The sequence below is a fragment of the Flavobacterium sp. genome, assembly GCF_035299245.1.
Taxonomy (GTDB): Bacteria; Bacteroidota; Bacteroidia; order Flavobacteriales; family Flavobacteriaceae; genus Flavobacterium.
The window spans coordinates 36,484-59,775 of record NZ_DATGWY010000007.1 but is presented as its reverse complement, the minus strand read 5'-3'; the positions used below and the strand labels follow the sequence as shown (position 1 = coordinate 59,775).

The following is a 23,292-nucleotide window of genomic DNA, read 5'->3' as shown; positions in this document are numbered from 1 at the left end:
ATAAAATTACAATTATGAGCTTCATAAATAGCATACTAAAAATGTTTGTTGGTGATAAATCACAAAAAGATGTCAAAGCCATTCAACCCATCATTGCCAAAATAAGAACATTTGAATCAGCCTTAGCTGGTTTATCCAATGATGAATTGAGAGCAAAATCAGTTTACTTCAAAGAAAAAATTAAGGAAGCTAGAGCTGAAAAAGACACCAAAATCATCAGTCTTAAGCAAGAAGCAGAAAACACTGCCGATATTGATAAAAGAGAAGACATCTACAACGAAATTGATGCTCTTGAAAAAGAAGCTTATGAAATCTCAGAGAAAGTTCTGAATGATATTTTACCAGAAGCGTTCGCAGTGGTTAAAGAAACTGCTAAACGATTCAAAGAAAACGCAACTGTAACGGTTACCGCGACTCCTTTAGATAGAGAACTTTCGGCCACTAAATCCTATATTACTTTAGATGGTGATAAGGCCATTTGGGCCAATCAGTGGAATGCCGCTGGAAAAGAAATCACTTGGGACATGATTCACTACGACGTACAGTTGATTGGTGGTGTGGTGTTGCATCAAGGTAAAATTGCCGAAATGCAAACGGGTGAAGGTAAAACATTAGTAGCTACTCTTCCACTCTACTTAAATGCATTGACTGGAAACGGAGTTCACTTAGTAACGGTAAACGACTACTTAGCAAAACGTGATAGTACATGGAAAGCACCTCTATTTGAATTCCACGGTTTAACCGTTGATTGTATTGACAATCATTCTCCCAATACAGCCCAACGTAGAAAAGCATACGAAGCCGATATTACTTATGGAACGAACAACGAATTTGGTTTTGATTACCTAAGAGATAACATGGCGCATTCACCAGAAGATTTAGTGCAGCGCAAACACAATTATGCAATTGTCGATGAGGTGGATTCGGTTTTGATTGACGACGCTAGAACTCCATTGATTATCTCTGGTCCAGTTCCTGATGGTGATCGTCATGAATTCAACGAACTCAAACCAAAAGTTGAAAATTTATACAATTTACAACGTCAATTGGCCAACGGGTTTTTAGCTGAAGCCAAACGTTTGATCAAAGAAGGAAATACCAAAGACGGTGGCTTCCAATTATTAAGAGCGTACCGTTCATTACCAAAAAACAAAGCATTAATCAAGTTTTTGAGTGAAGAAGGTGTGAAACAAATTCTTCAAAAAACCGAAAACGAATACATGCAAGACAATAACCGCAAAATGCACATTGTTGATGAAGCCTTGTATTTTGTAATTGAAGAAAAAAACAACCAAGTAGAATTGACCGATAACGGAATCAAATTCCTATCACAAGATACCGATGAAAATTTCTTCGTTCTTCCGGATATTGGAACTGAAATTGCCAACATCGAAAATCAAAAATTAGAAAAAGACAAAGAAGCCGAAGCTAAAGAAAAATTATTCCAAGACTTTGGAGTAAAATCGGAACGTATTCACACGCTAACTCAGTTATTGAAGGCATACACACTTTTTGAAAAAGATGTGGAATACGTAATCATGGATAATAAAATCCTTATTGTAGACGAGCAAACCGGTCGTATTATGGACGGTCGTCGTTACTCTGACGGATTGCACCAAGCCATCGAAGCCAAAGAACAAGTTACCATTGAAGCCGCAACACAAACCTTTGCAACCATTACATTACAGAATTACTTCCGTATGTACAGCAAATTAGCCGGTATGACAGGAACTGCAGTAACTGAAGCAGGTGAGTTATGGCAAATTTATAAATTAGACGTAGTTGAAATTCCAACCAACAGAGGAATTTCTCGTCAAGACAAAGAAGATTTAATTTACCGTTCGGTACGTGAAAAATTCAACGCAGTTATTGAAGATGTTACTCAATTATCACAATCAGGTCGACCTGTTCTTATTGGAACCACTTCGGTTGAAATTTCTGAATTATTAAGTAGAATGTTGAAAATGCGCGGTGTGGCTCACAACGTATTGAATGCTAAAATGCACAAAAAAGAAGCTGAAATTGTAGCCGAAGCAGGAAAACCTGGAGTGGTAACTATCGCAACCAATATGGCGGGTCGTGGAACCGATATCAAATTGACTCCCGAGGTAAAAGCAGCTGGTGGTTTGGCGATTATCGGTACAGAACGTCACGATTCGCGTCGTGTAGACCGCCAGTTACGTGGTCGTGCAGGTCGTCAAGGTGATCCAGGAAGTTCGCAATTTTATGTTTCGTTAGAAGATAACTTGATGCGTTTGTTTGGTTCGGAACGAGTAGCCAAAATCATGGACAGAATGGGATTGAAAGAAGGTGAAGTGATTCAGCATTCAATGATGACCAAATCCATCGAAAGAGCGCAAAAACGTGTAGAAGAAAACAATTTTGGTACTCGTAAACGTTTGTTAGAATACGATGACGTAATGAATGCCCAACGTGAAGTAGTGTACAAACGTCGTCGTCATGCATTACACGGTGAACGTTTGAAACTCGACATCGCCAATATGATGTACGACACTTGTGAAGTAATTGTGAGTGAAAATAAAGCGAAGAACGATTATAAGAATTTTGAATTCGAATTGATTCGTTACTTCTCCATTACATCGCCTATCAAAGAATCGGAATTCGATAAAATTTCTGAAATGGAATTGACTGGAAAAACGTACAAAGCGGCGATGGAATATTACACCGAAAAAACAGCTCGTAGTGCACGTGAAGCGTTTCCAATCATTGCCAATGTATACGAACAAGAAGGTAATAAATTTGAGCGTATCATCGTTCCTTTTTCGGATGGAATCAAAAGCTTAAACGTGGTTACCGATTTGAAAAAAGCCTATGAAAGTCAAGGTGCACAATTAGTAGCCGATTTTGAGAAAAACATCACTTTGGCTATTGTTGACGAAGCGTGGAAAAAACACTTGCGCAAAATGGACGAATTGAAACAATCGGTTCAGTTGGCGGTTCACGAGCAAAAAGATCCGTTGTTGATTTACAAATTCGAAGCTTTTAATTTGTTCCGAGCAATGTTGGATGGTGTAAACAAAGAAGTAATTTCGTTCTTGTTCAAAGGTGATTTACCTCAACAACAACAAAATAACATTCAAGAGGCAAAACAAGTTCGTCAAAAAGAGAATTATACCGAATCGAGAGACGAAATTCAAAGCAGTGAAGAAGCGAATCGCGAAGCGGGACAAACACAACAGAAACATGTGAAAGAAACTATCGTTCGTGAAATGCCAAAAATCAACCGAAACGATACTGTTACGATTAAACACGTTATGAGTGGCAAAACCGAAAGTATGAAATACAAAAAAGCCGAAAGCATGATTGCAAGTGGTGAATGGGTTTTGGTGAATGAATAATAATCAACTTAAAGCCTCATCGAAAGTGAGGCTTCTTTATACCAATTTTACAATGAAAAAGTTTCTATTTATTTTGCTTTTTGGAGTGGTGTCCATTCAAAATTCTTTTGGTCAAACATTAGAATCCATGAAAGCTGGTGTAGAAAAAATTTACACTGGAATTAACACTAACGATTTGGATATTTTTTTAGACTACACCTATCCTAGAGTATTTGAAATTTTCACAAAAGAACAGATGAAACTAGCTTTAAAAGCTGCGTTTGAAGGTAGTGATGAAATGAAAATAAAGATAAATAATGTGCCACCTGATTTTAAATACGGTGAAATTTTCACACTAAACAATCAAAAATTCTGTTTCATTAACCACAATCTATCCATGACACTCACTATAAAAGAAAAAATGGACAAAGATGAAGCAGAAATGATGGTAGAACTATTCAAAGCAGGAATGAAAACCGACGATGTCACCTACGATAAAAAAGGACGTTCATTTACCATAAACAAGGTTGCAACTATGATTGCTATTTCGGATGAATATACCAAAAATGAGTGGAGATACATTAATAAGGACGAAAAAAACGTATTGTTTAAGAAAATGTTCAGTGAAGAAGTAATTGAAGCATTAGGATTATAATTCGATTTTGTTTTAATAAAATAAAAGAATCCCCAATTGTTCAATCAGTTGGGGATTTTTCTATATTTGATGTAAACTAATCACTAAAATTCATGAAAAGAGGCAGCCATTTTCTTTTGGCATTAATGTGCGTTCCGATAGTGATTTGTTGTTCAAAAAAAACAAATAGTATTACTACTGCAACTGATTCTTTATTAATTCCAACTCTTGATTACAGTAAAATAAATTCTGATAGTAGTTTAATTACTGAATTTCTTGCCTATCAAAATCAACTTTCCAAAATTGATTCGGCTGGTGCCAATTATTATGACGTTAGAATATTCTATCAAAAAAACACCCCTTTCAAAGTACTAAATTTATTGGGTGAATATTCTGGTGGTGCCACCTACAATCCTTTTGCTGAAAGCCATATTTTTCATAACGCGAAAATCAAAAAGCAGTCCATTGCTGGAGAAACCTTTCGAGTGGATAAAAAAAACGACTCTACCTATCTTTTTTATGTCGATAATTTTTGGCGTTTGGGAAGCAACATAAATGTATATGAAGTCATTTTTTCCAAGGATAGCTTACAAATAAATGAAACCGACAAACATGCCAATTACGCTTTTTATTTAATTAATAATCACAAAGAATCTCCGAATAATTTTCCGAAGAACATTCACGATTTATTTCCGAAACCTGATTCAAACTACCATCCAAATGATAGTACGTCAGGCATTTTTAGCGGAAATTATTATCCCGAGGAACAGTTTATGGAACGAAATGGTGTTAACTTTTCTACTCAACTGTACTACAAAACACAATTTGGAGATGAAATTCAAAAAGTAGTTCAAATTACACATAACGACACCACGCGAGAGATTATTTTAGCGATGATTGGAGGTGATTCGGATAGTTATGAATTAAGTTCAGAGTTTATCAACGATTCGATTTTCATTACAACACAAGTTAATGGCGAAACAATAGTAGATGATAACGAACGAATGGTGTATGCCTACGATTCCATCATCAAAAAACACAACTACAATCAATTCATTGAGTTACAACTGATCGAGCAAGACACTTTTAAATTCGAGAAAGAATATTATTCTGAATTTAATCAACGAAAAGAAAAACAGAGATTTTACAGCAATCCTTTTAAAATTAACAGCATAACTTGTCATTGGATAACCGAATTTGAACTTTACTTTGATAATAAAAAACAAGTTCAAAAAGCAAAAAACCTAAACCGAAGATTGGTCAATTCAATTACTAAAAAAGCACTACTCAATACTGACAAAGATGCAATTGTAGGTAATATTTCTAACGGATTTGATTCTTTAACGGAAAACTTCATCGATTTTAATTTTGATGGCTACTTGGATTTTTCAATCTATAATTACAACAAATCGGGAGCGAGTAATTCGTTTTACGACAACTTTCTTTTCAATCCTAAAACCAAGCAATTTGAGTACAGCGAAAAACTATCTGGAGGCGAGATTACAATTGATAAGAAACTGCGAACCGCTCATTTTTTCTACAAAAGTGGAATCAACAATCATCTTAGCAAAACCATTTATTATAACGAAAATGGAAAAGTTCTTTACGAAGAAAACCTAAAAACAGAAGATGCGCTTGATAAAAAATCGAATGAATGGTACATTAAAAAAACCTACACCAAAATCAAAAACGGGAAAGTAATTGAAAAAACAATAACCAAAGAGTAGCTTTTGCTCACTTTAAATGCCTACATTTACCTCAACCGTAAAACCAAAACCATGGCAAAAAGTCAAGACGCAAAGAAAACCTTAAAAAAAGAACCTCTTAAAACAGCAAAAGAAAAAAAAGAGGAAAAGAGACAAAAGAAGAATACTCCAAAAAGAGATTAAAATAAAAAAGCCAACTCATGAAGTTGGCTTTATAATTATTTGATGTATAATTTTTTAATTTTCGGTATCGGTCCGCCGCACTTTTGTTGGTGGCAAGCAATACAAGCGTCAATTCCGTTATTAAAATGTTCTTTGGCGTTTTTCGGGTCTTCGTAGATCAACTCTTGGGCTTTGATGAATTTGGCAGCTTGCTCTTTAAAAAAAGCATCGTTATCGCTCTCATCGGTCATTACTGCTTTATGAATTTTCAAAAAGTGATTCGGAAATTTACCAATCGTATCACCTTTTTTAATGCGCTCTTTCAAACGTTGGTTATCAACATACATTTGCTCCATTAATGCGGCCATTTCCGACATTTCGTACATTTCAAACTTTTTCCCTTTGGTCGAATCGGTAGCACAAGCTTCCACTTCTGTTTTGGCTTCTTTCTTATCGTTTTTCTGGCACGAAGACAGACTTACAACGAGAAGTAAAATAAATAATCGATTCATCCGAGGTTAGTTTTTAATCAACACTCCATCAGCCATAAACGAATACGTGACTTCAGGTTTGGTAATTTTGTTAATTTCAGCTTGAGGTTTTCCGGCATCTTTGGCATAATGACGCAATTCATCAACACTGACAACTGTTACAAAAGCCGTTCCGCTAATTATAGCTTCGGAATTATCAGCATTCAACGGAACAAAAAACGCGTAATCCTTGAATTTTACAAATGATTTTTGTCCATCAGATAAATCCATATTCATCCAACATCCTTTTTTCTTACAAACCGATTTGATTATTGATTTGAACTGCACTTTAACAGAGTCACCTTTTTTGAGTGATTTGTATTTCTTTAGCATTTGTTTTTCGGTCAAAACTTTATTGGGTTGAAATTTGGCTCCGAAAGAAGTATAATTACTTGCATTATAAGCTGATGCAGTTGATTTTTTCGTTTGAGATTGAGTAGTGAAAGTCGTAAAAACGAACAGTAACATCAATAAGTACGTACTATTTTTCATGATTTATAATTGATTATTTTTGTAATAAAACACCATCAGCCAAAAATGAATAGGTAGTTTCTGGGTTAACAATACTATCAATTTCGGCTTGTGATTTTCCTGCATCTTTGGCGTAATGTTTTAATTCATCAACACTCTCTACACTCACAAATGCTTTTCCGTTTACAATTACATTGCTTTTAGCCGAATTCAATGGCATGAAAAATCCGTAATCTTTGAATTTTACAAATGCACTATTTTCTTCAGGTAATTCTAGTTGCATCCAACAGCCTTTTTTCTGACAAACTTCTTTGATGGTTGAAGCAAATTTCACTTCTAAAGTGTCACCTTCTTTTAAATCTTTATATTTAGCAAAAAGTTCTTCTTTGGTAATGGCTCCATCGGCCGAAATGCTGTCTCCAAAGGATTTGTATGCCACCGCTCGTTCTTTTGAAACTTCTGTTTCTGCTTTTTTGCAACTTGCTAATGCTACAATCACTAACGCTGCACAAACTATTTTTTTCATTTGATTTTTCATTAAAATATCTCACAAAAGTAATGATATATTCGGAATTGAATTGTATTTTTTTAATCAATTTTCACTCTATTCCTTAATAAAATCACCATTACTTTTCAACATTTTTTACTGAAAACAATTAGGAATAATCGTGTCAAAGAATCGTAATTTTTTATTAGTTTAGCAAAAAAATAATTTCAACTTTTAGAAATTTACCTTCCAAAGTTAAAAAACTAACAACCAAGAAGTTACATCTATAAGTTCTAACTTGAGGCAAACAATGAGCTTACAAAACACACTCGAAATTGACATCGTTAAAGCTAATTCTTCTCACATTGATGCAGTAGATTTTGATCATTTAACTTTCGGAACTGTTTTCACTGATCACATGCTAATTTGTGATTACAAAGATGGTGCTTGGGAAAAACCCATCATCAAACCTTATGAACCTTTTTTAATTGATCCATCATCCAAAGTGTTTCACTACGGACAAGCTATTTTTGAAGGAATGAAAGCTTATAAAGACGAAAACGATGATGTTTGGTTGTTTCGCCCGGATGAAAATTTAAAGCGTTTTAATAAATCGGCACTTCGTATGGCAATGCCCGAAGTTCCGGAAGAAATCTTCATTCAAGGTTTAAAAATTCTTTTGGATTTAGAACGTAATTGGGTTAAAAAAGGACTCGGAAATACGTTGTACCTAAGACCTTTTATGATTGCAACGGGTCATGGTGTAATTGCTCAACCATCCAATGAATATCGTTTTATGATCATACTTTCTCCTGCCAAATCGTATTATTCGGGTGAAGTAAAAGTAATCATTGCAGAACATTATAGTCGCGCTGCCAATGGCGGAATTGGAGCTGCAAAAGCCGCCGGAAATTACTCGGCGCAATTTTATCCAACCAAATTGGCCAACGAAAAAGGCTATCAGCAAATCATTTGGACCGACGATGCCACACATACCAAATTGGAAGAAGCTGGAACTATGAATGTGTTTTTCAGAATCAACGACACTTTATATACAGCGCCAACTAGTGAGCGAATTTTAGACGGAATTACCCGTAAGAGCATCATTGAATTGGCTAAAAAAGAAGGTTTTGCTGTTGAAGTACGCTCGATTTTGGTTCAAGAATTAGTCGATGCTGCTACCAATGGAACTTTAAAAGAAATTTTTGGTGCTGGAACTGCAGCAGTAATCAGTCCGATTGTAAGTTTTAGCTACCAAAACAACGAATATCAATTACCAAAAATTGAAGACTCATTTGCTTTGCAATTGAAAGATAAACTAACCAAAATTCAGTATAAATTGGCTGAAGACACGTTTGGTTGGACGGTTAAAGTTTAGATTTCAGAAGGCAGATTTTTTACAAGAGTAAATCTGAAGTCTGCCTTCTAAATTCTGCGTTCTATTTTAAAATAGCCTCAAAACTCGGTTTGAAATAATTCGGACCTTTCATCACTTTTCCGTCTTCGCGGTAAATCGGTTTTCCGTCTTCACCCAATTTGCTCATATTACTGCGTTGGATTTCGTCAAAAACTTCTTCAATTTTATGCTGCAAACCGTGCTCTAAAATGGTTCCGCATAAAATATACAACATATCGCCCAAGGCATCGGCAATTTCAATTACGTCATTATTCTGAACGGCTTCGAGGTATTCTTCGTTTTCTTCTTTCATTAAATTAAAACGAAGCAGGTTTTTTTGTTCACCTAAATCACCTTGAATGGTTTCGCTTACACCTAATCCGAATGAAGTGTGGAATTCTTTAACTGCGTTGAGTTGTTTTTGCATAGTTTGTTTTTTTTATTTCTCTTATGTTTGTTCTTTACTACCACATAGAGACATAGATAAAATAATTTTAAGATTCCATGTGGTTAAAACCCAAAAATAAACCCTTTTCTTTTTCCTTTTTAAACTTACCATCAAAAACAATTAACTATTTTTGTTGAAAAAAAACATGTTCAGTACAGGTCAACTTATTTTTGCGGCTTTATTTTTTATTGCATTTGTAATCGCTACAACTTATGCTTACAAGGGCGACAAATTACTTCACCAAAAATTTTATAAAGGAAGTTACAAAATATTGATAGGGTTTATTGTCTTTATTTTGTTACTATTTGTGATTAAAATTGTCGGCAAAAGATAAACTGTTCTGTTTTTAAGAATTGTTCAAGTAAAAGATAATTTTACTACTTTTACGTCAACAAACTACTCTACTTCTACTACTATCATGAGAATACTAAAATATATCTTATTATTATTCCTATTATTTTTAATTGGCCTAACGGTCTTTATCATCACTCAGAAAGGCGATTACAGCATCACTCGCTCTAAAATAATCAAAACACCTCGAGCAACGGTTTACAACTTCGTAAACGATTACAAAAATTGGGAAACATTTGCTTCTTGGTCGGATGAAAAAGGAAAAACACAATTTGTATATCCCAAAAACACCATCGGTAAAAATGCTTCATTTTCTTGGAATGGAACTACAACTGGAACCATCAAAACACTTGAAATAAAAGAAAATCTGTTCATCAAACAAAAGATGACGTACAACGAAACTGAAACTGAAAGTTATTGGACCTTCAAAGACACACTCGGAAAAACCAAAGTAACATGGAAAACCAAAGGAACGATGGATGTCATGATGAAAATCAAGGCCTTTGTGAATGGCGGAATCGGAAATACCATTGGTAGTCTGTATGAAAAGACATTAGCACAACTCGATCGCACTTTAGATTACGAACTCAACACTTTCGATATAAAAGTAAACGGAATTGTAGCCAAACCCAAACAATTTTACATCGCGCAAACCATCAACAGTAAAAATGATAAAGTTCTAAAAAACATCAAAATCATGATTCCGAAGATGATTGCTTTTTTTGAGAAAAATGATATGGTCATGCACGGAAAACCTTTTGTAATTTTTAATTCAGTTGATGATGCCAAACAAATCTCTAATTTTTCAGTGTGTATGCCCATAAAAGATTCGGTTTACATTGATCCTGTCAGCGATGTTTCCTCAGGAAAAATAGAAGGATTTTCGGCTGTAAAAACAACTTTAACGGGTGATTATTCGCACCTTCCCAAGGCCAATCAAAAAGTATTGGATTATTTATTTGAAAATAAATTGAAACGCAATTTCGCCATTTTACCTTATCAAGTCTATGTTTTGAGTTTTGTAGATGAGAAAAAACCATCCAAATGGAAAACCGAATTGTATTATCCGATTTATCCACCTGTTGTGCCAAAACCAGCCGTTTCCACTCCAACTGTTGTTGAAAATCAGTAATTTTTTTAGCATTTGATTAAACCTTTTCTATTATCTTTATTCTAACAGATAAACATTCCACTTGCAAGACGAAAAGGCATTCATAAGCGAATTATTGCATCCGCAAACGCAACAAAAAGCGTTTGAGCAACTCTTGCGTTTGTACCAAAAACCTTTGTATCATCACATTCGAAACATCGTTTTAAATCATGATGATGCCGATGACGTTTTACAAAACACTTTCATCAAAGTATTTAATTATTTAAAGGATTTCAAAGGCGATTCGAAGTTGTTTTCGTGGATGTACCGAATAGCTACCAACGAAGCCATTACGTTCATCAATCAGAAAGCCAAACGCAACGGAACTACGAGTGAAGCTATGCAGAGTAAACTAGTTGAAAACTTGCCATCGGATGTGTATTTTGACGGAAATGAAATTCAATTGAAATTGCAAAAAGCCATTCATCTATTGCCCGAAAAGCAACAATTGGTCTTTAAAATGAAGTATTTTGAAGAATTGAAGTACGAGGAAATCTCGGAAATTTTAGGAACATCGGTTGGCGCTTTGAAAGCATCGTACCATCACGCAGTAAAAAAAATTGAAGAATATTTTAATGAAGATTAAACCTTTTACAAGAAAAACAATCTAAACGATATGAAGAATTTTAAATTAGATACTCGCAAAAAAATTGAAGCAGGTTTTACTACGCCCGACTTCTATTTTGAGGATTTTTCTAAAAAAATACTCGAACAATTACCTAAGGAAGAACCAAAAGTGATTTCGTTTTGGGCAAGGAATAAAAATTGGATGTATGCAGCAGTAGCAATTCTCGTAGTTAGTTTAAGTATTCCGATGATGAATTTAATACACTCAAACTCTGAGGATGCAAAAGCAGTCGAAATTGAGAACTACATCACGTACCACTCCAATTTGACCGATGAAGAAATTGCTGAATATTTGGATGAATCCGACATTAATAATATTGACATTGAATCAACTCTGGAGACCGAAACCATCGAACAAGTTCTGTACGATGAAGTAGATTTAGAACATCAAATAACAAACTAAACCCTCATGAAAAATACTAAAATCATTACTGTACTGTTACTTTTTCTATCGATTACCACTTTTGCACAAGGCGGAAAATTACGAGAGAAATTTCAGCAAAAAAGAGATCAAGTCAAAGCGATGAAAATTGCCTTTATCACTTCTGAATTGAACTTAACACCCGATGAAGCAACCAAATTCTGGCCATTATTTAATGAATTTGAAGAAAAGCAAAAAGCCATTCGTCAGGATAAAATCAAAAACTACATTGATCGCTCACAAGGTTCAGATAAATTAACCGAAAAAGAAGCTCAGAACTTACTTAATCAAATGGAAACCGCTGAGGAAGAATTGCATCAGTTGCGCAAGAAATTTGTTGCCAATTTGAAAGGCGTTTTACCGGCAACTAAAATTTTAAAATTGAAAAAAGCCGAGGAAGAATTCAGTAAAAAATTACTACAGCAATACCGAGACAAACGCTAATTTATTGGGAAAAAGTTACTTTAACTATTTTATTTTTTCCTGCTAAAACAGCCGTTTTTGCATCTATAAAACGAATCGTATAAAAGGAATTATCAGGACTCAATTGCGTCCAGGTAGTTCCTTTATCTATTGATGCATAAATTCCAGTTCCGCCTACACTCAATAATTTTTCACCTTTACTTTCGGGAAAAAACTGTATACACGAAGCGTATCCAAAACCTGTATTTTCACCTATTAATTTCCACGTTTTTCCACCATCAAAAGTGATGGCTTTATTCTGAAAGTTTTGCGATTGCTTTTCGTAATTTCCACCCGCAATACATCCAATTTTTTCATCGTAGAAATCGGCGGTAAATATTCCGGTCATCGCTTCTCCTTGTACTATCGGTGTAGTGTAAACGTTCCAAGTTTTTCCTTTATCGGGCGAATAAAAAACACGTGATTGTTTTCCACCTGAAACAATCCACGTCGAATTTCCTTTTACTATCACATTGGTATTACTAGCGGCAAAAGCAGCTTCACCATCAATTACTTTAGGCAATTTTTCACACGGAATTTTTTCCCAAGTTTTTCCTCCATCTCTAGTAATAATTACCGATAAACAATTTTCCGTTGGATCGCCAATGGCAATTCCTTCTTGATTGTTCCAAAATTGCATACTGTCGTAAAAGACTTTTTCGTTTTTTTCGGTGTAAACAACCTCTTTAGTAACCAAATTTTTAGAAAATCGGTACAACACAGCTGGATTTCCAACATTCAAAAAGAAAATATGATTATCGGTTACTGCACAGCTTCTGAATTCAAAGTACAATGAATCGTATTTGATAGCGCGTTCAAACTTAGAAGCATCCACTACACTTTTATAACCTACTCGCGATTTATCAGCACCATAATAAACCTTATCTCCAGAAACAGCTATCGCTCTGATACTAATTTTATCGGATAATAAAGTATCCATTTTAGAAATCACCGGAATTTGAGCTGAGGCTTTTTTTACAGAAGTACAACTCGTCAATACTAAACAGACAAAAGAAACTAAGGTTATTTTCTTCATAATAATCAATAAAAAGTGGTGCTAAGTTACGATAATAATTTGTTAATGATTTGTAAATGCGGTCGAATGGCACAGTAATTGGATAATCTCAACCGAAACTATTATGAACCATAAATATACAGATTATGAAAGCAAAATTATTAACCGCGGCACTGAGTTTATTCTTGGCGAACGCGTTTGCTCAAGACAGAACCACTGTCAATGCAATGAATTCTGAAATCAGTGACAACCTCGATTTGCGTGCGGTTGCTTCTATATTTGGAGATTCGAAAGACCTTGAAGATTTTGAATATCGTTTGAATGATCCTAAAAATCAAATATCCAATTTGGATTTAAACAACGATAATCAAGTGGATTATTTACGTGTTATTGAAACTACCGAAGGACGCACTCACATCATTGTAATTCAATCGATTTTAGGAAAAGATTTATTTCAAGATGTAGCAACAGTAGAAGTGGAAAGAGACAGCAATAATAGAGTTCAGGTTCAAGTAGTTGGAGATGTTTATATGTATGGAACCAATTATATTTACGAACCTGTTTATGTAACTACTCCAGTAATTTATACTTATTTCTGGACACCTAATTACAGACCGTATTGTTCAAGTTGGTATTGGGGATATTATCCTTCGTACTACTACGCTTGGAGTCCTTGTCCAATTTTCCGTTACAGAAGTCATATCGGATTGTACATCAACTTCAATCACCATTACAATTACGTGAATTACAGAAGATGTCATGTTGCTTATACAAATTATTATGGTAGAAGAGCCAACGGTTACGAAAGACAATATCCAAACCGTTCCTTTACTCAAAGACATTCGGGATACACTAACCGTTACGAACTGGACCGAACTAGAAACATCAGAACCGTTGGAACTCGTAACGAAGTAGCTTCTGCAAACCCCAGAAGTGGTGGTAGAAATGAAGCTACAACAAACACCAACTACGGTGGCCCAAGAGTGAATCCAAATCCACGTACCAAAGGTTCGCTTGAATCTACTACAACTGGCGGACCAAGAGTGAATACCAATGGTGGCGGAAGAAACGAAACTTCTAGTTCTACAACCTATGGAGGACCAAGAGTTAACACTAACGGCGGAGGAAGAAACGAAACTTCTACTTCTACAACCTATGGAGGACCAAGAGTTAATACTAATGGCGGAGGAAGAAACGAAACTTCAACTTCTACAACCTATGGCGGACCAAAAGTAAACACTAACGGTGGAGGAAGAAGCGAAACTTCAACTTCTACAACGTATGGTGGACCAAGAGTAAACACTAACGGTGGAGGAAGAAATGAAACTTCAACTTCTACAACGTATGGCGGACCAAGAGTAAACACTAACGGTGGAGGAAGAAGCGAAACTTCAACTTCTACGAATTATGGCGGTCCAAGAGTAAATACAAATGGTGGTGGAAGAAATGAAACTTCAACATCTTCTGCTCCGAGATCAACTCCAAGAAGTGGAGGAAGCGAAATGTCGACACCTAGAAGTTCTGGAAGTTCTGGTATGACATCTGCTCCGAGAGGTAACTCTGGAGGCGGAGGTTCATCAAGAGGCGGCGGCTCAAGAAGATAGTTCAAAATAACAAAATACGAAAGCACTGAAAAAAATCGGTGCTTTTTTTATTTCAAATTGGTAATTTAAATACCTTTGCTTTCTTTTTATTTAACATTATGAGCTCACACAGCCATCAGAATCTCCACGGAAAGCTATCAGCAGCCGGTTTATTAGTTACTTTAGGAATAATTTACGGAGATATTGGAACTTCACCTTTGTATGTAATGAAAGCCATAATTGGCGATAGTGCAATCAGCAAAGACTTAATTTTAGGAGGATTGTCGTGTATATTTTGGACATTAACCCTACAAACTACTTTAAAGTATGTAATCATTACACTCAGTGCAGATAACCACGGCGAAGGTGGAATTTTTGCCTTGTATGCTTTAGTAAAAAGAACTAAAATTCAGTGGCTTATCGTACCCGCAATAATTGGTGGTAGTGCTTTGTTAGCCGACGGAATTATCACGCCTCCTATTTCAGTTTCTTCCGCTGTTGAAGGTCTGCGTATTTGGAAACCGGATATTCCTACCGTACCTATTGTTATCTCTATTTTATTCGTATTGTTTACCATTCAACAATTCGGAACCAAACTTGTAGGTAAGTTTTTTGCTCCAATGATGTTAATTTGGTTCTCGATGTTGGCCGTATTAGGTGCCGTTCAAATGGTTACCAATCTGGAAGTGTTCAACGCTTTAAATCCGTATTACGCTTATCATTTACTGACCAGTGATGTTAGTGAACAAGGCTTCTTTATATTAGGTGCTGTTTTCCTTTGTACCACTGGAGCAGAAGCATTGTATTCAGATATGGGACACTGTGGTAGAAAAAACATTCGAATCAGCTGGATCTTTGTTAAGACTACACTTATTTTAAATTATTTTGGTCAAGGAGCGTATTTAATTGCTCACGAAGGAAAAACACTTCAAGAATTAGGTAGTTCCAATCCGAATCCATTTTATTTAATAATGCCCGATTGGTTTCAACCCGTAGGAATTGTGGTAGCAACTATGGCAGCAGTAATTGCTTCTCAAGCTTTAATTAGTGGTTCATTTACCTTAATTAACGAAGCCATGCGTTTGAATTTCTGGCCTAAAGTGAAAATCAATTTCCCCACCGATTTGAAAGGTCAGTTGTACATTCCATCCATCAACTGGTTATTGTTTTTAGGTTGTGTCGGAATTGTGATTCATTTTGAAGAATCAAGCAATATGGAACACGCCTACGGTTTGGCTATTGTTCTGTGCATGATTATGACCACAATTTTACTCAATTTCTATTTGATCATGAAAAGAGTAAAATGGTATTTTATTGCCCCTTTGATATTGGTTTACATCATCATAGAATTCAGTTTCTTATCGGCAAATATTGTTAAATTCCTTGATGGCGGTTATGTCACCTTGCTGATTGCAATTATTCTAATAGGAATCATGTCTACATGGTATTTGGCGAAGAAAATTAGCAAAAGCTACACCAAAATCGTCAAAATCAACGATTATAAAAAAGTGCTTGCCGACCTAAGCGTGGATTTATCCATTCCAAAATATGCTACTCACTTGGTTTACATGACCAATTCCAATCGCAGTGACGAGATTGAAGAGAAAGTGATGTATTCCATTTTACAAAAACGTCCAAAAAGAGCCGATTTGTATTGGTTCATTCACGTAAACATTCTAAGCGAACCGTATAAAAAAGAATACCGCGTAACCGAAATCGTAAAAGATGATATTTACCGCATCGATTTTTACCTCGGATTCAGAGAACCAACCAAAATCAATTTGATGTTCAAACAAGTGATTAAAGAAATGGTACAACGTGGCGAAGTGGACATCACCAGTCGCTACGAATCATTGAGCAAAAATCAAATTTTGGGTGATTTCAAATTTGTACTTTCCGAAAAATTCTTGTCCAATGATAGTGATTTGACTTTCTTTGAAAAAATCGTCATGAACACTTACTTCTTACTAAAAAAACTGAGTTTATCAGAAGAAAAAGGTTTCGGATTAGACAGTAGTTCAGTAAAAGTAGAACAATTCCCATTAGTACTTCACGCTCCAGAAAATATCGAAATGCGTCGAATCGATCACCACGAACATTAAAATCACTAGAATTTCTTTGGCGTGCCCCCGATTGGCAAAAAGCTACGTTTTTCAAACTTGTTTTTGTCCATCGGGGTCGGGCTATCCGTTTCTCCCGAAAAAATCGGGATCCACTTCTATCCCTCACGCAAACAATACTTTACAACAAACAATAGTGCTCTAATTCTTTTTTTAGATTCTTTAGCTTTTTTTAATTTTTTACATAAAAAATGTAATACCTTTGCACGCTGATTTAAAAAAATGAGATTACACAGAAATTTAGTTTACACCACTATAGACTCGCTAAACGCCATCTTCAATGAAGGTGAATACGCTGATAAAGTAGTGGCTCGTGCCCTGAAAAAAGACAAACGTTGGGGAAGTTCCGATCGTAAATTTGTGGCCGAAACCATCTACGAAATTGTACGATGGAAGCGCTTGTATGCTGAAATTGCAAACGTAAAAGAACCCTTTGATCGCGATGATTTATGGAGAATATTTGCAGTTTGGGCTGTATTGCGTGGTTATCCAATTCCGGATTGGAGACAATTAGAAGGAACACCCGAACGCAAAATCAAAGGTCGATTTGACGAATTATCCAAAATCAGAAAAATGCGTGAATCGATTCCGGATTGGATGGACGATTTAGGTGTAAAAGAATTAGGAGAATCACTTTGGACCAAAGAAATTGCTGCTCAAAACCAACAAGCTCAAGTAATTCTGAGAGTAAATACGTTAAAAACTACTAAAGAAAAATTACGTGCTGTTTTAATGGATTTGAACATCGATACTGATTATTTAAAAGATCAACCCGATGCTTTAGTTTTAAAAGAACGCGCCAACGTATTTTTGACCGATGCTTTTAAGGAAGGAATGTTTGAAGTGCAAGACGCTTCTTCGCAATTAGTGGCTGCTTTTTTAGATGTGCAACCCGGAATGCGAGTGGTGGACACTTGTGCTGGAGCAGGTGGCAAAACCTTACATATGGCGTCACTAATGCAAAACAAAGGGCAATTAATTGCAATGGATTTGTACGAAAGTAAACTCAAGCAATTGAAGTTGAGAGCCAAAAGAAATGGTGCTTTTAATATTGAATATCGAATCATCGACTCGACCAAAGTCATCAAAAAACTACATGAAAAAGCCGATAGAGTTTTAATCGATGCTCCCTGTAGCGGATTGGGAGTTTTAAAAAGAAATCCTGATGCCAAATGGAAACTGCAACCAGAATTCATCGATAACATCAGAAAAGTACAAGCTGAAGTATTAGAAAGCTATTCAAAAATTGTAAAACCAGGCGGAAAATTAGTGTACGCAACCTGCTCGGTATTACCTTCTGAAAATCAAGAACAAATTAAGCAATTCTTAACTACTGATATTGGTAAAAATTTTACCTTTGTCAAAGATTCAAAGGTACTTGCCTCAGAATCAGGTTTTGATGGATTTTATATGGCATTATTAGAACGAAAAATATAACCTACAATGAAAAAAATTTACTCATTTATTACTCTCTTAAGTTTAACCTTATCATTTGCGCAAAATGGCGCGCCAGCCAGTCCATATTACAATGGATTCAATTGGACACAAACAGGTTCAGCTTTAAAAAATGCATTGGCTACCAAAATCACAACTACTCACATCAACGAATTATCCTATTCTCAGGTGTGGAATGCATTAAAAATTGTTGATTTAGACCCAAATAATACAAGTGAAGTCTTGTTAATGTACGGATGGGAAAATGGTTCAGATGCTGATGTAACCAATGATCACTCGAGAAATAAAGATTCTAATGGCGGTGCAGTTGGTGACTGGAACAGAGAACACGTTTTTGCACAATCATTAGGAAATCCTGATTTAGGTTCGACAGGACCAGGAGCTGATGCCCAAATGCTAAGATCATGTGATGTTCAGAGAAATGGAGAAAGAGGAAACAGAAAATTCGCCGCAGGAACTGGAAATTCTCATACTGTAGGTGCCAATTGGTATCCTGGTGATGAATGGAAAGGTGATTGTGCCAGAATTATTATGTACATGTATTTACGTTATGGTAGTCAATGTTTGCCAACATACGTATTTACAGGCTCTCCTGTAGCTAGTGATTCTAATATGTTAGATTTAATGCTGCAGTGGAATGCTGAGGATCCAGTATCACAATACGAAGACAATAGAAATACTTATTTAGGAAACTCAGGAAATACCTTTGGTCAAGGAAACAGAAACCCATTTATTGATAATCCTTATTTAGCAACTGTAATTTGGGGCGGACCAGTAGCACAAAACCGTTGGCCTGGCATATTCTTAGCCAACGATACTTTTGAAGCTTTATCAGATGTAAGCATCTATCCTAACCCATCAACTGATCAAAAAATCAATATTGAAACTGAAGCAGAAGTTGAGAACATCCAATTAATCAATATCAATGGCCAATTGATGATGGAAGTTAAAAACCCAACTAAAATATACAACACCTATACTATAGAAAATTTACCTGACGGATTTTATTTTGTAAAAATTAGTACTGAAAGTAGTACCGTTACAAAAAAAGTTTTCATCAACTAACTAAAAACTCTCCGTAATTGGAGAGTTTTTTTTTAATAAATCATTTTAATTTCTTTAATGGTGTACTGTTGTATTGAATCGTCTTCAAGCTGAACTTCCAACTTTCCTTGCCGATTGACTTGATTAATTATTCCCATAAATCGTTTACCTCTTGCATCTTCAAACACAGCTGGAACCTTTTTTTTGAATAAATGCTGGTGATACAAATCCCAAAGCTGATCTACTTTACCCTCTTTAACAACATTATAATAATAATTGAGTTGAGATAAAACTATTTCAAGAACATCATCTAAATCAAATTGTTTACCTGCTTGAATGACCATGGAAGAAGCATTGGGTAATTCAATGAAATGCTTTTGGTTGACATTCAACCCTATTCCCACTACGGATACAAAAGTACTGTCAGGTTTAATCAAATTTTCTATCAAAACACCTGCAATTTTTTTTGTATCTGACATAATGTCGTTTGGCCATTTTATGCTTAGTTTAGGAACTTCAAATTCATTCAAAGCTCTTACAATTGCTACAGAAACCAAACAATTGAGCACAAAAATATCATCAACAGAAAAAGGCACCTCTTTGACTAAAGAACTCATTATCAAATTTTTACCGTCTTCAGATTGCCATTGTGTTCCCATTTGACCTCTACCCTTTGTCTGCGAATTAGCAACAACAGTAGTAAAATTTTCCACCAGCTGATTCCTAATCAAGTCCTTTAAAAAATCATTCGTAGAATCTATGGCATTGAGTTTGATTATTGACATAAAAAGTTTTAAAGTTTTAAACTTCTGTTAAGCGTCAAATTTAATCACAAATTTTGATACCTTTGCAAATTATAGAAAAATACTAAATGACAAAAAAAATAGTTAGTAATGATGTTTTGTTATCCTGCATCATAAAAGGAATAGAAGAAGTAAAAGGTAATGACATTGAAATCTTAGATTTACGCGAAATCGATACCGCAGTTTGTGATTATTTTGTAGTCTGCAATGGTAATTCAAACACTCAAGTAAACGCTATCGTTAACTCTGTTCAAAAAATTGTTTCAAAAGAACTTAAAGACAAGCCATGGCATGTTGAAGGTACAGACAATGCCGAGTGGGTTTTGATGGATTATGTGAGTATTGTAGTACACGTTTTTCAAAAAGAAATTAGAGAATACTACAACATTGAAGGCCTTTGGGGTGATGCAAAAATTACAAGCATACAAAACAAATATTAAAAGCACATAAAAAAATATGTCTACAGAAAAAAAGCAGAATAATTTTAAATTTAGTCCTTTTTGGCTATATGGAATTGCAATTGCGCTATTCATAGGTTTGAGTTTTTTCAATGGAGGAAATTTCAAAGACCCTTCAGTAATATCAACTTCTAAATTTGATGATTTATTAGCCAAGGGACAAATTGAAAAAGTAATTATTTACAACAAAACTCAAGCTGAAGCCTTTTTAACCAAAGATGCCTTAAAGGATAAAGCGCATTCAAAAGTTGCAAAAGACTTTATGAATCGCCCAAACAAAGGTCCTCATTACGTATTTAATACAGGTGACACACAAGAATTTGATAAAAAGTTAGAACTTGCTGTAAAGAATAAAAAACTAAAAGAATTTGATCATCAAGTAAAGAGTGATTGGGCAGAGTTATTCTTTAGTTTACTCCCAATCATTGTAATCATTGCCATATGGATTTTCATTATGAAAAGAATGTCTGGCGGTGGTGCTGGTGGTAGCGGTGGAGGTCAAATCTTTAATATTGGTAAATCAAAAGCAAAGCTATTCGACGAAAAAACGGATGTAAAAATCAGCTTTAAAGATGTTGCAGGTTTAGAAGGAGCAAAAGAAGAAGTTCAAGAAATAGTTGAATTTTTAAGAAACCCTGATAAATATACTACTTTGGGAGGGAAAATACCAAAAGGTGCGCTTTTAGTTGGTCCTCCAGGTACTGGAAAAACATTACTGGCAAAAGCTGTTGCAGGCGAAGCCAAGGTTCCTTTTTTCTCTTTATCAGGTTCAGATTTTGTTGAAATGTTTGTTGGAGTTGGTGCTTCAAGAGTACGTGATTTATTCAAACAAGCCAAAGACAAAGCGCCAGCCATTATCTTCATTGACGAAATTGATGCTGTAGGTAGAGCCAGAGGGAAAAATAATTTTTCAGGTTCAAATGATGAACGCGAAAACACGCTAAATCAGTTATTAACTGAAATGGATGGTTTCGGCACAAATACTCATGTAATAGTCTTAGCTGCTACCAATAGAGCCGATGTTTTGGACAAAGCTTTAATGCGAGCTGGTCGTTTTGATCGACAAATTTATGTTGATTTACCAGACATCAGAGAACGCAAAGAAATTTTTGAAGTACACTTAACTCCTTTGAAAAAAGTAGCCGATTTGGATGTCGATTTCTTAGCCAAACAAACTCCTGGTTTTTCAGGTGCAGATATTGCCAATGTATGTAATGAAGCCGCTTTAATTGCCGCTCGAAACAACAAAAAAGCGGTTGACAAACAGGATTTTCTAGATGCTGTTGACCGTATTGTGGGTGGTTTAGAAAAGAAAAATAAAATTGTTACTCCCGACGAGAAAAAAGCTATTGCGATTCACGAAGCAGGTCACGCAACAGTAAGTTGGATGCTAGAACACGCTGCACCATTAGTGAAAGTAACTATTGTTCCGAGAGGTCAAAGTTTAGGTGCTGCTTGGTATTTACCCGAAGAGCGACTTATTGTAAGACCTAATCAAATGCTGGACGAAATGTGCGCCACCATGGGAGGAAGAGCAGCTGAAAAAGTAATTTTTGACACTATTTCTACTGGTGCGTTAAGTGATTTAGAAAAAGTTACTAAACAAGCTCGTGCCATGATTACTATTTATGGTTTGAACGAAAAACTAGGAAATGTAACGTATTACGATTCTTCAGGACAAAGTGAATACAATTTTTCAAAACCGTATTCTGAAGAAACGGCTCAGGTAATCGACAAAGAAATCTCAGATTTGATTGAAAGTCAGTACCAAAGAGCTATTAAAATTCTACAAGAAAATAAAGACAAACTTTTGGAACTCTCTGCCATTTTAATTGAAAAAGAGGTGATTTTCAAAGACGACCTAGAAGCCATTTTCGGGAAAAGACCTTTTGATAAAGAAGAATTTAGTAGTTAAAATCGGTTATTAATAAATAAAATATAAAATCTTAATTCAAAAAATGCTTTTGAATTAAGATTTTTTTATCTTTGAATGTTTTCAAAACGCACACAGCATAGTTTTACAGATTAATATGAGTCTTTTTAAAAAAATATTTGGTTCAAACAAAGATGCTTCTGACGATGATACTCGCAGTGAATACAATGCTCCAAAGCCATCTTCTTTGCCTATAGACGAGCAATTCACTTACAATTTCAAAAAAAACGGAGGTAAGTTTTTATATTGTGAAAATTTGGATGAAGTAAAAGAGCAGTTTGAAAATATTTTGGAAGAAAACGACTGGTTCGAATCTGAAGCCATGTGTTTTGAACCCAATTTGTTTTCATTGTTAGATGAAAATAAATTAAACTACAACAATCCAACTGAGCCTAAATTTTTATTGGCTAGCTGTGAAAATCTAATTGGAGATGAAGGTTCTGTTTTATTTTCTTCCAATCAAATCAAACATTATAAACCAAATGAACTTCCTGATAACATTGTGATTTTGGCTACTACAAGTCAAATTTTAGAGTCTAAAAGCGATGGCTTAAGAGTAATCAAAAAGAAATACGACAAAGATTATCCTACCAATATCACTACAATAAAATACTTTGAAAAAGTACAAGACGAAGATTTCTTAACCTATGGTAGTTGTGCAAAGAACCTCTATTTACTGCTACTAGAAGACTTATAAA

Annotated in this window: 21 protein-coding genes; 15 read left to right on the top strand and 6 right to left on the bottom strand. The window is 35.2% G+C overall.

The genetic code is table 11. The annotated features are described in order from the left end of the window. The first annotated feature begins 14 nt into the window (after positions 1-14). From secA to VK161_RS05505, 3 genes are all read left to right on the top strand, one after another. Positions 15-3,359, top strand: coding sequence for a preprotein translocase subunit SecA (gene secA, locus VK161_RS05515; RefSeq protein WP_324213762.1), 3,345 nt, complete (start codon positions 15-17; stop codon positions 3,357-3,359). 52 nt (positions 3,360-3,411) lie between these two features. Beyond that, positions 3,412-3,993, top strand: coding sequence for a hypothetical protein (locus VK161_RS05510; protein WP_324213761.1), 582 nt, complete (start codon positions 3,412-3,414; stop codon positions 3,991-3,993). A gap of 92 nt (positions 3,994-4,085) precedes the next feature. After that, on the top strand, positions 4,086-5,699 hold the full coding sequence (locus tag VK161_RS05505) for an XAC2610-related protein (RefSeq protein ID WP_324213760.1): 1,614 nt from the start codon (positions 4,086-4,088) through the stop codon (positions 5,697-5,699). Between the two features lie 197 nt (positions 5,700-5,896). Here the strand turns inward: VK161_RS05505 and VK161_RS05500 are convergent, their stop codons facing one another. The 3 genes from VK161_RS05500 to VK161_RS05490 are packed head-to-tail and all read right to left on the bottom strand — an operon-like array spanning position 5,897 to position 7,367. After that, positions 5,897-6,352: a hypothetical protein gene (locus tag VK161_RS05500; protein WP_324213759.1), complete on the bottom strand. Its 456-nt coding sequence runs from the start codon at positions 6,350-6,352 to the stop codon at positions 5,897-5,899. 6 nt (positions 6,353-6,358) lie between these two features. Further along, on the bottom strand, positions 6,359-6,862 hold the full coding sequence (locus VK161_RS05495) for a DUF4920 domain-containing protein (protein ID WP_324213758.1): 504 nt from the start codon (positions 6,860-6,862) through the stop codon (positions 6,359-6,361). Positions 6,863-6,875: 13 nt separating this feature from the next. After that, complete coding sequence (locus VK161_RS05490; protein WP_324213757.1) at positions 6,876-7,367, bottom strand: DUF4920 domain-containing protein; 492 nt, start codon at positions 7,365-7,367, stop codon at positions 6,876-6,878. Between the two features lie 271 nt (positions 7,368-7,638). Between VK161_RS05490 and VK161_RS05485 the strand changes: the two genes are divergently transcribed. Beyond that, positions 7,639-8,706, top strand: a complete 1,068-nt coding sequence (locus VK161_RS05485) for a branched-chain amino acid aminotransferase (RefSeq protein ID WP_324213756.1) — start codon at positions 7,639-7,641, stop codon at positions 8,704-8,706. 61 nt (positions 8,707-8,767) lie between these two features. On the opposite strand, the gene VK161_RS05480 is transcribed toward VK161_RS05485, so the two are convergent. Continuing rightward, positions 8,768-9,151: a nucleoside triphosphate pyrophosphohydrolase family protein gene (locus VK161_RS05480; protein ID WP_324213755.1), complete on the bottom strand. Its 384-nt coding sequence runs from the start codon at positions 9,149-9,151 to the stop codon at positions 8,768-8,770. Between the two features lie 439 nt (positions 9,152-9,590). On the opposite strand from VK161_RS05480, the gene VK161_RS05475 reads away from it, so the two are divergent. From VK161_RS05475 to VK161_RS05460, 4 genes are all read left to right on the top strand, one after another. Beyond that, entirely contained in the window at positions 9,591-10,655 is a 1,065-nt protein-coding gene (locus tag VK161_RS05475) for an SRPBCC family protein (protein WP_324213754.1), read from the top strand. 61 nt (positions 10,656-10,716) lie between these two features. After that, complete coding sequence (locus VK161_RS05470; protein WP_324213753.1) at positions 10,717-11,259, top strand: sigma-70 family RNA polymerase sigma factor; 543 nt, start codon at positions 10,717-10,719, stop codon at positions 11,257-11,259. A gap of 30 nt (positions 11,260-11,289) precedes the next feature. Next, positions 11,290-11,703, top strand: coding sequence for a hypothetical protein (locus VK161_RS05465; protein WP_324213752.1), 414 nt, complete (start codon positions 11,290-11,292; stop codon positions 11,701-11,703). Positions 11,704-11,709: 6 nt separating this feature from the next. Further along, positions 11,710-12,165 (top strand): sensor of ECF-type sigma factor, encoded by a 456-nt coding sequence (locus VK161_RS05460; RefSeq protein ID WP_324213751.1) that lies wholly within the window; start codon positions 11,710-11,712, stop codon positions 12,163-12,165. Position 12,166: 1 nt separating this feature from the next. Here VK161_RS05460 and VK161_RS05455 read toward each other — a convergent pair whose 3' ends face one another. Next, entirely contained in the window at positions 12,167-13,219 is a 1,053-nt protein-coding gene (locus VK161_RS05455; RefSeq protein WP_324213750.1) for an oxidoreductase, read from the bottom strand. Positions 13,220-13,344: 125 nt separating this feature from the next. Here VK161_RS05455 and VK161_RS05450 point away from each other — a divergent pair, with 125 nt between their 5' ends. From VK161_RS05450 to VK161_RS05435, 4 genes are all read left to right on the top strand, one after another. After that, complete coding sequence (locus VK161_RS05450; protein ID WP_324213749.1) at positions 13,345-14,802, top strand: hypothetical protein; 1,458 nt, start codon at positions 13,345-13,347, stop codon at positions 14,800-14,802. A gap of 98 nt (positions 14,803-14,900) precedes the next feature. Continuing rightward, positions 14,901-16,883 carry a KUP/HAK/KT family potassium transporter gene (locus tag VK161_RS05445; RefSeq protein WP_324213748.1) on the top strand — a complete coding sequence of 661 codons (1,983 nt, stop codon included), beginning with the start codon at positions 14,901-14,903 and terminating at the stop codon, positions 16,881-16,883. A 240-nt stretch (positions 16,884-17,123) separates the two neighbouring features. Next, entirely contained in the window at positions 17,124-18,338 is a 1,215-nt protein-coding gene (locus VK161_RS05440) for an RsmB/NOP family class I SAM-dependent RNA methyltransferase (RefSeq protein WP_324213747.1), read from the top strand. Positions 18,339-18,344: 6 nt separating this feature from the next. After that, positions 18,345-19,421 (top strand): endonuclease, encoded by a 1,077-nt coding sequence (locus VK161_RS05435; RefSeq protein WP_324213746.1) that lies wholly within the window; start codon positions 18,345-18,347, stop codon positions 19,419-19,421. A 32-nt stretch (positions 19,422-19,453) separates the two neighbouring features. Here the strand turns inward: VK161_RS05435 and VK161_RS05430 are convergent, their stop codons facing one another. Further along, positions 19,454-20,185 carry a biotin--[acetyl-CoA-carboxylase] ligase gene (locus tag VK161_RS05430; protein ID WP_324213745.1) on the bottom strand — a complete coding sequence of 244 codons (732 nt, stop codon included), beginning with the start codon at positions 20,183-20,185 and terminating at the stop codon, positions 19,454-19,456. An 86-nt stretch (positions 20,186-20,271) separates the two neighbouring features. Between VK161_RS05430 and rsfS the strand changes: the two genes are divergently transcribed. The 3 genes from rsfS to VK161_RS05415 all read left to right on the top strand — a co-directional run bounded on the left by rsfS (position 20,272) and on the right by VK161_RS05415 (position 23,291). Further along, positions 20,272-20,643, top strand: coding sequence for a ribosome silencing factor (gene rsfS / locus VK161_RS05425; protein ID WP_324213744.1), 372 nt, complete (start codon positions 20,272-20,274; stop codon positions 20,641-20,643). Between the two features lie 16 nt (positions 20,644-20,659). Then, entirely contained in the window at positions 20,660-22,576 is a 1,917-nt protein-coding gene (gene ftsH / locus VK161_RS05420; RefSeq protein ID WP_324213743.1) for an ATP-dependent zinc metalloprotease FtsH, read from the top strand. 115 nt (positions 22,577-22,691) lie between these two features. After that, complete coding sequence (locus tag VK161_RS05415) at positions 22,692-23,291, top strand: lactate utilization protein B/C (RefSeq protein WP_324213742.1); 600 nt, start codon at positions 22,692-22,694, stop codon at positions 23,289-23,291. Position 23,292: the final 1 nt, after the last annotated feature.

Excerpts from the sequence above, each read along its gene's own strand:
- VK161_RS05500 (WP_324213759.1), bottom strand. The coding sequence starts at position 6,352 with ATGAATCGATTATTTATTTTACTTCTCGTTGTAAGTCTGTCTTCGTGC.
- VK161_RS05505 (WP_324213760.1), top strand. The coding sequence starts at position 4,086 with ATGAAAAGAGGCAGCCATTTTCTTTTGGCATTAATGTGCGTTCCGATA.
- VK161_RS05450 (WP_324213749.1), top strand. The coding sequence starts at position 13,345 with ATGAAAGCAAAATTATTAACCGCGGCACTGAGTTTATTCTTGGCGAAC.
- VK161_RS05455 (WP_324213750.1), bottom strand. The coding sequence starts at position 13,219 with ATGAAGAAAATAACCTTAGTTTCTTTTGTCTGTTTAGTATTGACGAGT.
- VK161_RS05460 (WP_324213751.1), top strand. The coding sequence starts at position 11,710 with ATGAAAAATACTAAAATCATTACTGTACTGTTACTTTTTCTATCGATT.
- VK161_RS05480 (WP_324213755.1), bottom strand. The coding sequence starts at position 9,151 with ATGCAAAAACAACTCAACGCAGTTAAAGAATTCCACACTTCATTCGGA.
- VK161_RS05495 (WP_324213758.1), bottom strand. The coding sequence starts at position 6,862 with ATGAAAAATAGTACGTACTTATTGATGTTACTGTTCGTTTTTACGACT.
- rsfS (WP_324213744.1), top strand. The coding sequence starts at position 20,272 with ATGACAAAAAAAATAGTTAGTAATGATGTTTTGTTATCCTGCATCATA.
- VK161_RS05430 (WP_324213745.1), bottom strand. The coding sequence starts at position 20,185 with ATGTCAATAATCAAACTCAATGCCATAGATTCTACGAATGATTTTTTA.
- VK161_RS05415 (WP_324213742.1), top strand. The coding sequence starts at position 22,692 with ATGAGTCTTTTTAAAAAAATATTTGGTTCAAACAAAGATGCTTCTGAC.
- VK161_RS05485 (WP_324213756.1), top strand. The coding sequence starts at position 7,639 with ATGAGCTTACAAAACACACTCGAAATTGACATCGTTAAAGCTAATTCT.
- secA (WP_324213762.1), top strand. The coding sequence starts at position 15 with ATGAGCTTCATAAATAGCATACTAAAAATGTTTGTTGGTGATAAATCA.
- VK161_RS05510 (WP_324213761.1), top strand. The coding sequence starts at position 3,412 with ATGAAAAAGTTTCTATTTATTTTGCTTTTTGGAGTGGTGTCCATTCAA.
- VK161_RS05465 (WP_324213752.1), top strand. The coding sequence starts at position 11,290 with ATGAAGAATTTTAAATTAGATACTCGCAAAAAAATTGAAGCAGGTTTT.
- VK161_RS05445 (WP_324213748.1), top strand. The coding sequence starts at position 14,901 with ATGAGCTCACACAGCCATCAGAATCTCCACGGAAAGCTATCAGCAGCC.
- VK161_RS05440 (WP_324213747.1), top strand. The coding sequence starts at position 17,124 with ATGAGATTACACAGAAATTTAGTTTACACCACTATAGACTCGCTAAAC.
- VK161_RS05435 (WP_324213746.1), top strand. The coding sequence starts at position 18,345 with ATGAAAAAAATTTACTCATTTATTACTCTCTTAAGTTTAACCTTATCA.
- VK161_RS05490 (WP_324213757.1), bottom strand. The coding sequence starts at position 7,367 with ATGAAAAAAATAGTTTGTGCAGCGTTAGTGATTGTAGCATTAGCAAGT.
- ftsH (WP_324213743.1), top strand. The coding sequence starts at position 20,660 with ATGTCTACAGAAAAAAAGCAGAATAATTTTAAATTTAGTCCTTTTTGG.
- VK161_RS05475 (WP_324213754.1), top strand. The coding sequence starts at position 9,591 with ATGAGAATACTAAAATATATCTTATTATTATTCCTATTATTTTTAATT.